Below are 14,895 nucleotides of genomic sequence, written 5' to 3' on the forward strand. Positions count from 1 at the left end.
ATGAAACAGATTCCTTTGCCAAAATAGGGCCACGGGGCGGCTGTCTGACGCTGCGTTTCCCTGCGATGGCCCAAGATTGGCTAAAGTGTACGGTGTTCCCCGAGTTTCCGATGTCACCGACCGCCACTACCCCTATTTTTGACGATACCTGGTTCCGTCTGGCCTGCCGCGACTTGCCGCTGCGGGCCTGCGACCGTTTGCTTGCCGCCTCTGCCTGGGCGCAAAGCCAGATGGGCGATCGCACCTTGCCTTCCGGCGAGCCGGTGGCCGAGCACGCCGCTGGGCTGGTCACGCTGTTGGCCAGCCTTCAGGTCGACTTGCCCACCCGTATTGCCGCGCTGGTTGCCAGCGCCTTGCCGGAAGATGCACCGCCCACCTGGCGCGAAGGCATTTCTGAGCGCTTCGGCGAAGACGTGGCGCGCTTGGTTACTGGGTATCGTGGCTTGCTGCGCCTGGGTGCTGTCACCCGGGACGCCAGCGACGCCAGTGCGGGCGGCGGCGCGCAGACGGAAATGCTGCGCAAGATGCTGCTCGCCATGGCGGCCGATCTGCGCATCGTCTTCATGCGCCTGGCATCGCGGCTGCAAACCTTGCGTTGGCACGCGCTGACCAAGATCGCACCGCTCGACGCCGTGGCCACCGAGGCGCTTGAACTGTATGCGCCGCTCGCCAGCCGTTTGGGCATTTGGCAGGTCAAGTGGGAAATGGAAGACCTGGCGTTCCGGTTCCTGGAACCCATCGAATACAAGCGCATCGCCAAGCTGCTGGAAGAAAAGCGGGTCGAGCGTGAAGCGTTCATCTCCGACACCTTGGCGCGCCTGCAGGACTCGCTTGCCGCCGAGGGCATCAACGCCGAGGTCAGCGGCCGACCCAAGCACATCTACAGCATCTGGAACAAGATGCGTAACAAGGGCCTGGCGTTCACCGATTTGTACGACCTGCGCGCCGTGCGCATCATCGTCGAAGATATCCGCAGTTGCTATGCGGCGCTGGGCCTGGTGCATCAGCTGTGGGCCCCGGTGCTGGCCGAATACGACGACTACGTGTCGCGACCCAAGGCCAACGGCTATCGTTCGCTGCATACGGTCGTGGCCGACGATGCTGGCCGTCCGTTCGAAGTGCAGATCCGCACGCGCGAAATGCACGAGTTCGCGGAATTCGGGGTGGCGGCTCACTGGCGCTATAAGGAAGCGGGTGCGCATGGCTCCAAGGCCGTGGCCGACGGTGAATACGATCGTCGCCTGGGCTGGATTCGCCAATTGCTGGCCTGGAAGTCCGACGTTCATGTGGAAGGCGAGGCCAACGAGGACATGGACTTGTCCTCGCTCGATGATCGCGTCTATGTATTGACGCCGCAGGCGAGGGTGGTTGAACTGCCTTCGGGTGCGACGCCGGTCGACTTTGCCTATCAGGTGCACACCGATCTGGGCCATCGCTGCCGTGGTGCACGGGTGGACGGGCAGATGGTCTCGCTCAACAGCCGCCTGGCCACGGGTCAGACGGTGGAAATCATTGCGGCCAAGGCGGGCGGGCCGTCGCGCGACTGGCTCAATCCGCAACTGGGCTACTTGGCCAGCCACCGCTCGCGCGCCAAGGTGCGTCAGTGGTTCAACGCCATCGAGATGCAACAACGCATCTCGCAAGGGCAGACGCTGGTCGAGAAGGAGTTGCAACGCCTGGGCAAGACGGCGGCAAATCTGGAAAATCTGTCCGGGCAACTGGGCTTTGCGTGCCCGGAAGACCTGTACGTTGCCGTCTCTAAAGAAGAGTTCAGCGTTCGTCAGATCGAAAACGCATTTGCTGCGCCGGTTGCCGAACCCGAGGTCACGCCCGAATCGGTTGCGCGGGAAAGCCGTGCCGACAGCGTGGCGCGCAGTGGCAAGAGTGGCGTGCTGGTGGTGGGCGTCGATTCTCTGTTGACCCAACTGGCGAAATGCTGCCGTCCGGCACCGCCTGACGATATCCAGGGCTTTGTCACCAAGGGCCGGGGCGTGTCGATTCACCGGGCCGATTGCCCCAGCATGGCTGCCTTGGTGGAACGTCACCCCGAGCGCGTCATCGATGTCACCTGGGGTGATACGCAAGACGCGGTATATCCGGTGGATATCTTTGTGCAGTCGGGCGACCGTGCCGGTTTGCTGCGTGACATCAGTGATGTGTTTGCGCGTCTGCGTATCAACGTGGTGGGTGTCAATACGCAAAGCAAGCAGCAGGTAGCGCGTATGCTGTTTACCGCCGAGGTCAGCAACTCGCAGCAATTACATAAGGCATTGCTTGCATTGCGCGAGGTCGCGGGGGTGACGGAAGTGAGTCGGCGATAAAAAAACAGGCCAAGTTGAAAAAACTATCGCCTGTCGTTTGACACACGCAAAAAACTAAACCTATAATAGCTTTCTTTGCAGCAGGCGCGTAGCTCAGTTGGTTAGAGCACCACCTTGACATGGTGGGGGTCGTTGGTTCGAATCCAATCGCGCCTACCACTGTACTGGAAGTGTGATTTAAGGCTTACAAGATAAAGTCTTTCGTCTTTGTGGCGGAAAACTTGGATGTAAATTTAGGCCGGATGATTTTGCTGTAGGCGCGTAGCTCAGTTGGTTAGAGCACCACCTTGACATGGTGGGGGTCGTTGGTTCGAATCCAATCGCGCCTACCACCGATCTTGAATCAGGTTTTCAAGATTTGTGGTCTGGTAAGTGGTTTTAGATTGTCAAAGCAAGTGTTGTGCAAGTAGTTGAAGTAAAAGTTGGTCCACGATTCAACCGGTAAATACCGTTTATATGTCGATGATCGTAAGCAAGTTTGCACGAACTACCACCTGGAATGCCGTCGCCTGAGTTGCACGGGTTTCCAAGCTGTTCGTCGGTCAGAAGCAGGATCGAGCAGTAACCCAGAAAAACGCGGCCCAGGCCGCTTTTTTTTCGTCCATTTTTTGCCATTCCCGTTTTTCTCTTGCCGGTGCCATCGGTCGATGAGCAGCGCAGGGTCTCAGTCGGGGGTGTGCACGCCACGTATTTCAGAGGTTGTACATGATCCAGGTCACCTTGCCTGACGGCTCACAGCGCGAATTCCCCGGCCCGGTCACGATCGCCGACGTCGCCGCATCCATTGGTGCAGGTCTGGCCAAGGCCGCTCTTGGTGGCCGCGTGACAACCCCGGGCGTGGGCTCGCGTGTGGTCGACACCTCGTTCCTGATCGATCAGGACACCCAGCTCGCGATCATCACGGGCAAGGACGAAGAGGGGCTGGACCTGATCCGCCACTCCACCGCCCACTTGCTGGCATACGCCGTCAAGTCGCTGTTCCCCGATGCCCAGGTCACGATCGGCCCGGTGATCGACAACGGCTTCTACTACGATTTCTCGTACTCGCGTCCTTTCACGCCGGAAGACCTGGCCGCCATCGAAAAGAAGATGGCCGACCTGGCCAAGCTGGACGAGAAGGTCACCCGTGAAGAGTGGGATCGCGACGAGGCGGTCAAGTTCTTCCACTCCATCGGCGAGAAGTACAAGGCCGAGATCATTGCGTCGATCCCGACCAATGAAAAGATCAGCCTGTACCGTGAAGGCAATTTCATTGACCTGTGCCGCGGCCCCCACGTGCCCAGCACCGGCAAGCTGCGTGTGTTCAAGCTGATGAAAGTGGCTGGTGCCTACTGGCGCGGCGACAGCAAGAACGAGATGCTTCAGCGCATCTACGGTACTGCCTGGGCCAAGAAGGAAGATCAGGACGCTTACCTGCACATGCTGGAAGAGGCAGAAAAGCGCGATCACCGCCGTCTGGGCCGCGAACTGGATCTGTTCCACTTCCAGGAAGAAGCGCCGGGACTGATCTTCTGGCATCCCAAGGGCTGGACGGTCTGGCAGCAGGTCGAGCAATACATGCGCGCGGTGTATCGCGACAACGGTTATCAGGAAGTGAAGGCACCCCAGATCCTGGACCGCACGCTGTGGGAAAAGACCGGTCACTGGGAAAACTACCGCGACAACATGTTCACGACCGAGTCGGAGAACCGTTATTACGCGCTGAAGCCCATGAACTGCCCGGGTCACGTGCAGATCTTCCGTTCGGGCCTGCGTTCGTATCGCGATCTGCCGCTGCGTTACGGCGAGTTCGGCCAATGCCACCGCAACGAACCCTCGGGTTCTTTGCACGGCATGATGCGCGTGCGCGGTTTCACGCAGGATGATGGCCACATCTTCTGTACCGAAGACCAGATTCTGGCCGAATGCGCTGCCTTTACCGAGCTGCTGCAGAAGGTGTATCGCGATTTCGGCTTTTCTGAGGTGCTGTACAAGGTTGCCACGCGCCCGGAAAAGCGCATCGGTTCCGACGAAGTGTGGGACAAGGCCGAACACGCGCTGATCGAAAGCCTGCGTGCCTCGGGTTGCGACTTCACGATCGCCGAAGGCGATGGTGCCTTCTATGGTCCGAAGGTGGAATACACCTTGAAGGATGCCATCGGTCGTCACTGGCAGTGCGGCACGATCCAGGTGGACTTCTCGATGCCGGCACGTCTGGGTGCTGAGTTCGTCGATCAGGGTGACCAGCGCGTCGTGCCGGTGATGTTGCACCGTGCAATCCTGGGTTCGTTCGAGCGCTTCATCGGCATGCTGATCGAAAACCATGCCGGCGCGATGCCTGCATGGCTTGCACCGACCCAGGTGGTGGTGTGCAGCATCTCGGAAGGCACTGCCGATTACGCGCATAGTGTGGCGCAAACCCTGAAAAAGCAGGCCTTCCGCGCAGAGGCAGATTTGCGTGGTGAGAAGATCAACTATAAAATCCGAGAGCATAGCCTGCAAAAATTGCCGTACATCCTTGTCGTAGGCGACAAGGAACGACAGGCAGGTGCTGTGGCGGTACGTGCACGCGGCGGCGTCGATCTTGGTGTGCTCGCACTCGATGCATTCATCGAGCGTCTGACGACCGAGGTGGCCGAGCGTAAGGACACGGTTAAAGATGCAGCCAATGCATCGGCTTCCGGTTCGACTTCGGCAGGCTCCACTCCCGCGTAAATCACGTTTTTCCCAGGCCCCCGGATCGACTGCATGCTTGCAGTCGACCGCCGGTCAGGGCGTGGCATTCGTATCGCTTTCCAATTGAAATTCAGGAGACGTAGACATCGCAACCGAAAAGCCGCATCGCATCAACGGTGAAATCAATGTTCCCGAGGTGCGCCTGATTGGGGTCGAAGGCGAACAGCTCGGCATCGTCAAGATTGCCGAAGCCTTCCGACTCTCGGAACAAAACGACGTAGATCTGGTTGAAATTGCCCCCACCGCGCAGCCTCCGGTCTGCCGCCTGATGGACTACGGCAAGTTCAAGTACCAAGAGCAGAAGCGTCAGCACGACGCCAAGCTCAAGCAAAAGATCATCCAGGTCAAGGAAGTCAAGTTCCGCCCAGGCACCGACGAAGGCGACTATCAAGTCAAGCTGCGCAATCTGCGCCGCTTCCTTGATGATGGCGATAAGGGCAAGGTGACGCTGCGTTTCCGCGGTCGTGAAATGGCCCACCAGGAAATCGGCATGCGCGTGCTTGAGCGCGTGCGTGACGATCTGCTGGACATCGCACTGGTCGAAGCCATGCCGAAGCTCGAAGGTCGGCAAATGGTGATGGTGCTTGCACCGAAGAAGAAGGCTGTGCCGGCTGCCGCCAAGGCCGCCGACGGCGAGTAATTTCCGGCAATACCTTTTTCAAGGTATACTCTTTGGCTTCGCGTTCGAAATGGGCGCGAAGCTGAAGTGCGGAAAAACGGTTGTGGTCGGTTGGTGTTGCTGCCATCTGGCCAAGCCGTGGGCTTCAACGATCGGGAATTGATCCGTGGTCGGAATTTGACCTGTGGTCGGATTTGACCCATTCAGATTCCGGTCGTGTTGCCTTGTACTGATTCCGATACGCTGCCGCCTTAAAACTCGTGCTGCTGCCTGTGGTTTCGACCCGGCCGTCTTGTCGAAGAATTTCTCAAGATGAAGCACGGTGCGTCAATGTTCGGGAAAAGTGCAGAACCCGTGTGCGCGTGGGTAATCAAGTCTGCCAGCCGGTGTTATGCGTGTAGGTCTCCCGGCCCAGCACCCCCAAACATAATCCAGGAATTTTCATGCCTAAAATGAAGACCAAGAAAAGCGCTGCCAAGCGCTTTAAGGTCCGTGCAAGCGGATCGATCAAACGGGGCCAAGCGTTCAAGCGCCACATCCTCACCAAGAAGACGACCAAGACCAAGCGCCAGCTGCGCGGCTCGACTGCGGTGCACGAAGCCGATGTCAAGTCCGTGCGGGCGATGATGCCCTTCGCCTGATCCCCAAGATCGCTGACACTAGGAGTTTGAGATATGCCGCGAGTTAAACGTGGGGTCACTGCCCGGGCCCGCCACAAGAAAGTCATTGCCCAAGCCAAGGGTTATCGCGGTCGCCGCGGTAACGTCTTCCGTATCGCCAAGCAAGCAGTCATGCGTGCTGGTCAATACGCATACCGCGACCGTCGCAACAAGAAGCGTACGTTCCGCGCACTGTGGATTGCCCGTATCAACGCAGCAACGCGTGAACATGGCCTGACCTACAGCGTGTTCATCGCTGGCCTGAAGAAGGCTGCGATCGAACTCGATCGCAAGGTGCTGTCTGATCTGGCTATCCGCGACAAGGCTGGTTTTGCAGCCATCGTGCAGCAGGCCAAAGCAGCCCTGGGCGCCTGAGTCCGGATGCAGTTGCCGGCTTGCCGGCAATGTTAGGACCCGTCCCGGTGTAAACCGGGACGACGCATCACCCGAACGGGGCTTCTTAGGAAGCCCCGTTCGCGTTTGTGCTAGCTGAATTTGCTGACTGAATTCGCTCACCGAACCTGCTCATCGAACTTGTCAGCAGGCGAGGTGACCACCCCTGTAGTCCACCCCCATTCGTGAAGTCGCCATGTCGCAGAATCTGGATGATCTGATCCAACAAGCCAGGCAGGCGTTCGCCGGCGCCGCCGACCCCGCCACGCTGGAAAACGAGAAGGCCCGGTTCCTCGGCAAGCAGGGCGCACTGACTGCCTTGTTGAAAGGCCTGGGCGCATTGACGCCCGAGCAAAAGCGCACCGAAGGCGCGCGCATCAACGAGGCCAAAACCGCCATCGAAGGGCACCTGAATGATCGTCGGCAAGCACTTGCCGACGCCAAGCTGGAAGCCCGTCTGGCCGAAGAAACCATTGACGTGACCTTGCCCGGTCGTGGCCGCAGCGTGGGTGGTATTCACCCCGTGATCCAGACCTGGCAGCGGGTCGAAGAGATCTTCCGCTCGATCGGTTTCGACGTGGCCGATGGCCCGGAAATCGAAAACGACTGGACCAATTTCACCGCCTTGAACAACCCGGAAAACCATCCGGCGCGTTCGATGCAGGACACCTTCTACGTCGACATGAAGGACGCGCAAGGCTTGCCGCTCTTGCTGCGCACCCACACCAGCCCGATGCAGGTGCGTTATGCGCGCATGAACAAGCCGCCGATCAAAGTGATCGCGCCGGGCCGAACCTATCGTGTCGACAGCGATGCCACGCACTCGCCGATGTTCCATCAGGTCGAAGGCCTGTGGATCGCCGAAGACATCTCGTTCGCTGACCTGAAGGGTGTCTACACCAACTTCCTGCGCCGCTTCTTCGAGACGGATGACCTGGTGCTGCGTTTCCGCCCGTCGTTCTTCCCGTTCACGGAACCGTCCGCAGAAATCGACATGATGTTCACCTCCGGTCCCAACAAGGGCCGCTGGCTGGAAATCTCGGGCTCGGGACAAGTGCATCCCAGCGTCGTGCGTAACTTCGGCCTGGACCCGGAACGTTACATCGGCTTTGCGTTCGGCTCCGGCCTGGAACGCCTGACCATGCTGCGTTATGGCGTCAATGACCTGCGCCAGTTCTTCGAGGGCGATCTTCGTTTCTTGAAGCAGTTCAACTGACGTCGGTTCGCCGACCCCTTGTCACGATGCGCCTGCGGATTGCTCGCGGCGCTACCTGAATCCGACGCTGGACCCCTGAACATGCAAATCCCTGAATCCTGGCTGCGGTCGTTCTCCGACCCGGCGCTTAGCACCGACGAACTGGCACACCGCCTGACCATGGCCGGCCTGGAAGTCGAAGATGCTGCCCCTGTCGCCCCGCCGTTCTCGGGTGTTGTGGTCGCGCACGTGCGCGAACTCGCCCCGCACCCGAACGCAGACAAGCTGCGCGTCTGCCAGATCGATGATGGCTCCGGCCAACTGCTGCAGATCGTCTGCGGCGCACCGAATGTCGAAGTCGGCATGAACGTGCCGCTGGCTCGTGTCGGTGCCGAACTGCCTGGCGGCATCAAGATCGGTGTCGCGAAAATGCGCGGCGTCGAATCCGCCGGCATGCTGTGCTCGGCACGTGAGCTTGGCCTGTCGCAAGACCACGCCGGCCTGATGGTGCTGCCGGCTGACGCCACACCTGGCCAATCGGTGCGTGACACGCTGTCGCTGGACGACACCGTATTCACCTTGAAGCTCACCCCGAACAAGGCTGACTGCCTGTCCATTCTGGGTGTTGCCCGTGAAGTGTCGGCATTGACCGACGCGGAACTCAAGGTCCCGGCCTTCACGCCGGTGGCTGCCACCATTGAAGACCGCCTGCCGGTATCGGTGCAGTCGCCCGACCTGTGTGGCCGTTTCAGCGGCCGCGTTGTGCGTGGCGTCAACGCCCACGCCAAGACCCCGGACTGGATGGTGCAGCGTCTGGAGCGGGCAGGGCAGCGCTCGATTTCGGCCCTGGTCGATATCTCCAACTACGTCATGCTGGAACTGGGTCGTCCCAGCCACGTGTTCGACCTGGACAAGGTCAGCGGCGGCCTGCAAGTACGTTGGGCCAAGGAAGGTGAAAGCCTGTTGCTGCTGAACGGCCAGACCGTGCAGTTGGACGGACAGGTTGGCATCATTGCCGACGACCGTGGTGTGGAATCGCTGGCGGGCATCATGGGCGGCGACCACACCGCCGTCACGCTGGACACCACCAACGTTTTCCTGGAAGCCGCTTTCTGGTGGCCGAATTCGATCGCTGGTCGCGCACGTCGCTTCAACTTCGGCAGCGACGCCAGCTACCGTTTCGAGCGTGGTGTGGACTTCGCCACCACGGTCGAACACCTGGAATACCTGACCCGCCTGATCATCGAGATCTGCGGCGGCAATGCCGGTCCGGTCGATGACCAGACGCTGAGCCTGCCCGCGCGTGATCCGGTGCAATTGCGCGTGGCGCGCTGCCATCGCGTGCTGGGCGTGCCTGTCGACCAGGCCGAGATCGCCCAGATCTTCTCGCGCCTGGGCCTGGCCTTCACCTTCGATCAAGATGCAGCGGTCTTCACGGTCACGCCGCCTTCCTATCGTTTCGACATCGAAATCGAAGAAGACCTGATCGAAGAAGTGGCCCGCGTCTACGGCTTCGAGCGTATTCCCGATCTGCCGCCGGTTGCCCCGGCCGCCATGATCGCGCAGCCGGAAGCCCAGCGCAGCGCCCACGCGCTTCGCCACGCCACCGCTGCGCTCGATTACCAGGAAGTGATCAACTTCAGCTTCGTGGAAGCCGACTGGGAAAAGAACTACGCCGGCAATGCCGACCCGATCACGTTGCTCAACCCCATCGCCAGCCAATTGTCGGTGATGCGCAGCAGCCTGATCGGCGGCCTGGTGGCCAACGTGCAGTACAACGTCAACCGCAAGCAGCCGCGCGTTCGGGTGTTCGAGCTGGGTCGCATCTTCCGCCGTGATGCACAGGTCGCTGATGGTCCGCTGTCAGTGGCGGGTGTGGATCAGCCAGTGAAGCTGGCCGGTATTGCTTACGGCCCTGTGGTTGAAGAGCAGTGGGGGCAGGCCGCTCGTCAGGTCGATTTCTTCGACGTGAAAGCCGACGTGGAAGCATTGTTCGGCAGCCGCACGCCGCGCTTCACGGCGGCACAGCATCCCGCCCTGCATCCCGGCCGTTCTGCCGCAGTCGAAATCGACGGCAAGGCAATCGGCTGGATCGGTGAACTGCACCCGCGCTGGGTGCAGCAAGCCGAACTGCCGCATGCGCCAGTGGTCTTCGAGCTGGATGTTGCCCTGCTGGGTGAATATGGTCTGCCGACCTTGCACGAAGTCTCGCGTCAGCCGGTTGTCATCCGCGATCTGGCCCTGTGGGTGGACGAATCGGTCAGCGCGCAATCGTTGCTCGATACGGTGGCCAAAACCATCGCTGCCGATACTGAGTTGGCGGTCGTCCGGGATGCACGCATTTTCGATGTTTGGCGAGATAAGTCCTTGTCAGCAAAGGAAAAAAGCCTTGCCTTCCGCTTCTGGGTGCAGGATACTTCGGTGACTCTCGACGATGCCCGAGTCGACGCTTGCATCACCAAATTGCGTGATGCATTGATCTCCGGGCATGGTGCCCGGCAACGGGCCTGACGCGGGGTTCGCGCCTCACCGGCGCGCGGCGCCTCCCTGCTGTCGCGGGCCGGGTCCAGTATCCGGCCCTTCCGAGGTTGAACGTTTTAGGTCTATGCACTCCCTCCACTCCGACGCTGACTCCCTCTTGCTTTCCGGCCACGATGAGCTGCCTGCGCCCGCAGCTCCTCGCGACGACGATGATGCCCACACCTTGACCAAGGCTGAACTGGCTGACCTGCTCTTCGAGCGGGTTGGCCTGAACAAGCGCGAGGCCAAGGACATGGTGGAGACTTTCTTCGAAGAGATTCGCGACGCGCTTGAGCGCGGCGATATGGTCAAACTGTCTGGCTTCGGAAATTTTCAGGTCCGCGACAAGCCCCAGCGGCCTGGCCGCAACCCGAAAACCGGGGAAGAGATTCCCATCACGGCACGTCGTGTCGTGACTTTCCACGCCAGCCAGAAACTCAAGAGCATGGTCGAGCAGGTCGCCCTGCGCGATCATCAGCGTCAGTCTTGAAAGGCTGAATTGTCATGGCGCGTACTGAATCCTCCGTTATCCTGCCGCCGATCCCGGCCAAGCGTTACTTCACGATCGGCGAAGTCAGCGAGCTGTGCGGTGTAAAGCCCCATGTGCTTCGCTACTGGGAACAGGAGTTCAACCAGCTCAAGCCTATCAAGCGACGCGGCAACCGGCGCTATTACCAGCACCACGAGGTTCTGCTGATCCGCCGGATTCGCGAGTTGCTTTATGAGCAAGGCTTCACCATCAGCGGCGCACGCAACCGCCTGGACGATGGCCGCGCCAATCGCCACGGCGATACCGTGCCCGACGATGCCTTGCCACCAATCAACGACGACGTCGTGTTCAAGCGCGAAGAAGTCGAAGCGCTGCGCACTGGCCTCACCGGATTGGCGAATTACATCGTCACCGCACTGAAAGTCTGAAACCTGCTATAATTTTTTTCTGTTCGGGGCGTAGCGCAGCCTGGTAGCGCACTTGCATGGGGTGCAAGGGGTCGTGAGTTCGAATCCCACCGTCCCGACCAAAGAATAGCAAGACCAAAAACGGGTTACGCCGCAAGGCGTAACCCGTTTTTCATTGCTGGTGAAAATTACGTTGAAAACGCAAATTACGATAAAAATGCGTCTTCTGTCGCAGCGGATTTATTCAGAACTGTTATACTAGCGCCTGCAGTTTTCAGTCGGGGCGTAGCGCAGCCTGGTAGCGCACTTGCATGGGGTGCAAGGGGTCGTGAGTTCGAATCCCACCGTTCCGACCAGTATTGAAAAAAGCCGTTGGTGAATTAATTCACCAACGGCTTTTTGTATTGGTTTTTGAAGTTCATTCTGCGATTGGCAAACTGAATCGCAACCAAGCTGCACGTATGCCGCACGTCGGCATGCATGTTGCTATTCTCTGTCGCTGGGATTCCCCCGCAAGACTGGAGATACGTATGGCTGACGGCACGACCACATCCACGAACACCCCAGGCACCAAGGCCAAGACCAAGGCGAAAGCTGCCACTGCCGAACGTACCAAAATCGACCTGAGCGATGCAGACGACTTGCGTTTCTGGACAGACAAATTTGGTGTGACTGCCGTTCGGATAAAGGACGCGGTGTCGTCGGTCGGTACCTCGGCGATCAAGGTCGAGCAATACCTGAAGAAATAATGATTTTCTGCTGCCCGCGTAATGCAGGGGCAGACGACATGCATGAAAAAGGGCCCGCATCTGCGGGCCCTTTGGCTTTCTAGCGAACCAGCTTGATTTCGAAATAGGCCTCGGGCGCTTCGCCCAGGCCATTGAAGCCTTCTGTCTGTGCCTTCATGGCTGCCTTCTGCCAGCGCAGCGCCTGCGTCCGGTCATCAGCCGACAATTCATCTTCCGACGAGTCTTCGGCATTGGTCCAGGCGCGGTAAGCTATGCCAACTTCGTCGGCACCTCCCAGTGCTTTTTCCAATGTCTTGCCATAACGGCGTTCCGCCTGCTGGCGAACATCGGCGGGAATCTCGGGGAAGTCTTGCAGGGCGACGGTGTACTGCATATCGGGCTCCATGGTCATGATGACCAAAGTTTGAGTGCTGTATATTTATACAGTACCAATGCCGAGTTTTGCAATGGGTGGTGCCCTGCGCATAGTCAATATGTGGGTTTGAACAACTTCGCACGTTCGTCTGCGCGTCCGGCAATCATGCCGGCCAGCAGATGTGCACTGCCGGTCGCCAAGGTGAACCCGAGTGCGCCATGACCGATATTCATCCACAGGTTGCGCACGCGGGTAGGTCCGATCAGTGGCACGCCTTCGGGTGTCGCGGGTCGCAGGCCAGCCCAGGTGGTCGGTGCGCCAGATGCCGACAGACGCGGGAACAGTGCCTCGGTCTGGCGGGCAAGCGTGGCAATGCGTTCAGGACGAATGATGGTGTTGTCGTCACCCATGTCCACAATGCCAGCCACCCGCAGGCGGTCGCCAATGCGGGCGTAGACCACCTTGTTCTGCAGGTCTGTCACGCTGACTGTCGGGGCGTTGCTGACCGGCACCAGCGGGTAGGTCAGGCTGTAGCCTTTCAGCCCGTACAACAAGGGTCGAATACCCAGCGGGCGGGTCAGGCGGGGCGCATCGACGCCTGTCGCGAGTACAAAGGCATCGGCTTCAAGCAAGTCGCCATCGACTTCTACTGCGCTGATCTGGTCACCACGGGTAATCAGTCGCGTCACGTTCGCGCCAAAGCGGAACACCACACCTTGGGTGCGCAAGCGTGCGACCAAAGACTCGCACAACTGACGGCAATCACCGCTGTCTTCGCTGCGGGTGAAGATGCCACCGGCGATCTCGCCACGAACGTCTGCAAGTGCGGGTTCGATGGCCACGCACTGGTCGGCGTTCAGCACTTCCTGGTGGCAGCCCAGCGTGGCTTGGTAGTCAGTCTGTGCGCGCGCATCGTCAAACGACTTGGCCTCACGGTGCATCACCAGTTTGCCGCTGCGCGCAAACTCGAAGGGCACGCCTTCCTGCTCTGCCAGCTCGTGATACAGGTCACGGCTCAAGAACGACAAGGCCAGCAATTTTTCAGCCGTCTGGCGGCTTTTTGCCGCATTGCACGCAAGCACAAAAGCCGCGCTCCAGCGCCACTGATTCGGGTCCAGGCGAGGGCGGAAGCGCAGCGGGGAATTGCGATCCAGCAGCCAGCCCGGCACCTTGCTCAGGACACCCGGCCCGGCAAGCGGGGCCACAAAGCTGTAGCTCAGTTGGCCACCGTTGGCAAAGCTGGTTTCTGCTCCTGCCGCGTCGGCCCGATCGACAACCGTGACCTGGTGTCCGTCGCGCGCCAGATAGTAGGCGGTGGTCATGCCAATGATGCCAGCACCGACGACAAGGATTTTCATGCTGCGATTCCGTGGGTGGGCGCGTGACGTGCGCCCCGACCATCAAGATAGGCGGCCGTTCGCCTAAGCGCCAATACCTGTTCGTGCAAGAATATAGCTTCAGGCTATACCCCCTTCGGACGGTTCCATGCGGCTGCGCCAGATAGAAGTCTTTCGTGCCGTGATGCTGATGAAAACCGTCAGCGAAGCGGCGCGTTACCTGCATGTCTCACAGCCGGTCGTCACCCGTGTGCTGCAGCATGCCGAACAGGAACTTGGCTTTGCCTTGTTTGAACGCGGCCGTGGTCGCATGATGCCCACGCCCGAAGCGCTGGTGTTGTTCGAGGAAGCCAATCGTGTCTACGGTGGCATTGAACGCCTTCGAAAAGTGGCTGGTCACTTGCGTCATCATGGCGCGGGTGTGCTTCGCGTGGCGGCCACGCCCAGCCTGGCGCAAAGCGTGTTGACCGGCGCGGTGCAACGCTTCGGACAGCGTCATCCCGACGCCGGCTGCCGCATTCTCAGCCACCACTCGCACGACATTCTGCAAGGCCTGCTGGCCCACGATTTCGATCTGGGATTCGCAATAAACCCGCCCGAACACGAGGCCATCCGTGCGGAAGTCGTGGGACACGGCCGCATGGTGCTGGCCGTGCCGGCCGGCATTGCGCCACCCGCTGGCAGGCCGCTGCATCTGGACGATTTCCTGGGCTTGCCCTTCATCGCGCTGGACGACGAAAGCCCCTTGGGCATGCTGGTGCAACAGCGGCTGCGCGATGCCGGGGTAGACGCCGTATCGCGCCTGGAAGTGCAGACCTATTCCCTGGCTCGTGCACTGGTGGAAAGCGGGGCAGGGGTGGCAATCGTCGATCAGAACACGGCGGTCAGCGGGGCCTTCGATGCCTTGACGCTATATGCCATTGAACCACCGCTACGCTTCGATGTGGTGATGCTGCGCGCCGCCCACCGCCCCAGTTCGGTCCTGTCGGACAGCCTGGGCGAATGCCTGCGTGATGCCCAGGCCAAGTTGGATGCCCGCTTGCCACAGGTGATCGATTCGACACCGGTTGCCTGGGAAGCGGCCCCACGCGCCGCATCCGGTCTGACGCAAGACGAATAGTCGGGTTCGGAAAAA

Annotated in this window: 13 protein-coding genes and 4 tRNA genes; 15 read left to right on the forward strand and 2 right to left on the reverse strand. The window is 60.0% G+C overall.

Going from position 1 to position 14,895, the window contains the following annotated elements:
• Positions 1–110: 110 nt before the first annotated feature.
• The 14 genes from FXN63_RS08900 (at position 111) to FXN63_RS08965 (ending at position 12,068) form a co-directional block, all read left to right on the forward strand.
• Positions 111–2,321, forward strand: coding sequence for a RelA/SpoT family protein (locus FXN63_RS08900; protein WP_148814332.1), 2,211 nt, complete (start codon positions 111–113; stop codon positions 2,319–2,321).
• 82 nt (positions 2,322–2,403) lie between these two features.
• Positions 2,404–2,480, forward strand: a tRNA-Val gene (locus FXN63_RS08905).
• 96 nt (positions 2,481–2,576) lie between these two features.
• Positions 2,577–2,653: transfer RNA gene (locus FXN63_RS08910), tRNA-Val, on the forward strand.
• Positions 2,654–3,026: 373 nt separating this feature from the next.
• On the forward strand, positions 3,027–5,015 hold the full coding sequence (gene thrS / locus FXN63_RS08915) for a threonine--tRNA ligase (protein WP_148814333.1): 1,989 nt from the start codon (positions 3,027–3,029) through the stop codon (positions 5,013–5,015).
• A gap of 106 nt (positions 5,016–5,121) precedes the next feature.
• Positions 5,122–5,676, forward strand: coding sequence for a translation initiation factor IF-3 (gene infC / locus FXN63_RS08920; protein WP_148814334.1), 555 nt, complete (start codon positions 5,122–5,124; stop codon positions 5,674–5,676).
• 422 nt (positions 5,677–6,098) lie between these two features.
• Complete coding sequence (gene rpmI, locus FXN63_RS08925) at positions 6,099–6,296, forward strand: 50S ribosomal protein L35 (RefSeq protein WP_148814335.1); 198 nt, start codon at positions 6,099–6,101, stop codon at positions 6,294–6,296.
• 33 nt (positions 6,297–6,329) lie between these two features.
• The gene (rplT, locus tag FXN63_RS08930; RefSeq protein WP_148814336.1) at positions 6,330–6,689 is read left to right on the forward strand and encodes a 50S ribosomal protein L20; all 360 of its coding nucleotides are present in this window, start codon (positions 6,330–6,332) and stop codon (positions 6,687–6,689) included.
• Positions 6,690–6,903: 214 nt separating this feature from the next.
• Positions 6,904–7,923 (forward strand): phenylalanine--tRNA ligase subunit alpha, encoded by a 1,020-nt coding sequence (gene pheS / locus FXN63_RS08935; protein ID WP_148814337.1) that lies wholly within the window; start codon positions 6,904–6,906, stop codon positions 7,921–7,923.
• Between the two features lie 81 nt (positions 7,924–8,004).
• Complete coding sequence (pheT, locus tag FXN63_RS08940; RefSeq protein WP_148814338.1) at positions 8,005–10,413, forward strand: phenylalanine--tRNA ligase subunit beta; 2,409 nt, start codon at positions 8,005–8,007, stop codon at positions 10,411–10,413.
• 148 nt (positions 10,414–10,561) lie between these two features.
• Positions 10,562–10,912, forward strand: coding sequence for an integration host factor subunit alpha (locus FXN63_RS08945; protein ID WP_148819098.1), 351 nt, complete (start codon positions 10,562–10,564; stop codon positions 10,910–10,912).
• Between the two features lie 14 nt (positions 10,913–10,926).
• A complete protein-coding gene (locus tag FXN63_RS08950; protein WP_148814339.1) occupies positions 10,927–11,340 on the forward strand; it encodes a MerR family transcriptional regulator in 414 nt (137 codons plus the stop codon).
• A gap of 24 nt (positions 11,341–11,364) precedes the next feature.
• Positions 11,365–11,441 (forward strand) — tRNA-Pro (locus FXN63_RS08955).
• 157 nt (positions 11,442–11,598) lie between these two features.
• A tRNA-Pro gene (locus FXN63_RS08960) sits at positions 11,599–11,675 on the forward strand.
• A 3-nt stretch (positions 11,676–11,678) separates the two neighbouring features.
• Entirely contained in the window at positions 11,679–12,068 is a 390-nt protein-coding gene (locus tag FXN63_RS08965) for a DUF3606 domain-containing protein (RefSeq protein ID WP_148814340.1), read from the forward strand.
• Positions 12,069–12,147: 79 nt separating this feature from the next.
• Here the strand turns inward: FXN63_RS08965 and FXN63_RS08970 are convergent, their stop codons facing one another.
• Positions 12,148–12,441 carry a hypothetical protein gene (locus tag FXN63_RS08970; protein ID WP_148814341.1) on the reverse strand — a complete coding sequence of 98 codons (294 nt, stop codon included), beginning with the start codon at positions 12,439–12,441 and terminating at the stop codon, positions 12,148–12,150.
• A 95-nt stretch (positions 12,442–12,536) separates the two neighbouring features.
• Positions 12,537–13,781 (reverse strand): D-amino acid dehydrogenase, encoded by a 1,245-nt coding sequence (locus FXN63_RS08975; protein ID WP_148814342.1) that lies wholly within the window; start codon positions 13,779–13,781, stop codon positions 12,537–12,539.
• A 127-nt stretch (positions 13,782–13,908) separates the two neighbouring features.
• On the opposite strand from FXN63_RS08975, the gene FXN63_RS08980 reads away from it, so the two are divergent.
• A complete protein-coding gene (locus tag FXN63_RS08980) occupies positions 13,909–14,880 on the forward strand; it encodes a LysR substrate-binding domain-containing protein (protein WP_148814343.1) in 972 nt (323 codons plus the stop codon).
• Positions 14,881–14,895: the final 15 nt, after the last annotated feature.

Origin of the sequence: Pigmentiphaga aceris (genome assembly GCF_008119665.1) — a bacterium.
Lineage (GTDB): Bacteria > Pseudomonadota > Gammaproteobacteria > Burkholderiales > Burkholderiaceae_B > Pigmentiphaga > Pigmentiphaga aceris.

Bases quoted from the DNA above. Each gene is read 5' to 3' on its own strand.
- thrS (WP_148814333.1), top strand. From the start codon at position 3,027: ATGATCCAGGTCACCTTGCCTGACGGCTCACAGCGCGAATTCCCCGGC.
- pheT (WP_148814338.1), top strand. From the start codon at position 8,005: ATGCAAATCCCTGAATCCTGGCTGCGGTCGTTCTCCGACCCGGCGCTT.
- FXN63_RS08980 (WP_148814343.1), top strand. From the start codon at position 13,909: ATGCGGCTGCGCCAGATAGAAGTCTTTCGTGCCGTGATGCTGATGAAA.
- FXN63_RS08975 (WP_148814342.1), bottom strand. From the start codon at position 13,781: ATGAAAATCCTTGTCGTCGGTGCTGGCATCATTGGCATGACCACCGCC.
- rplT (WP_148814336.1), top strand. From the start codon at position 6,330: ATGCCGCGAGTTAAACGTGGGGTCACTGCCCGGGCCCGCCACAAGAAA.
- rpmI (WP_148814335.1), top strand. From the start codon at position 6,099: ATGCCTAAAATGAAGACCAAGAAAAGCGCTGCCAAGCGCTTTAAGGTC.
- FXN63_RS08970 (WP_148814341.1), bottom strand. From the start codon at position 12,441: ATGCAGTACACCGTCGCCCTGCAAGACTTCCCCGAGATTCCCGCCGAT.
- pheS (WP_148814337.1), top strand. From the start codon at position 6,904: ATGTCGCAGAATCTGGATGATCTGATCCAACAAGCCAGGCAGGCGTTC.
- FXN63_RS08950 (WP_148814339.1), top strand. From the start codon at position 10,927: ATGGCGCGTACTGAATCCTCCGTTATCCTGCCGCCGATCCCGGCCAAG.
- FXN63_RS08900 (WP_148814332.1), top strand. From the start codon at position 111: ATGTCACCGACCGCCACTACCCCTATTTTTGACGATACCTGGTTCCGT.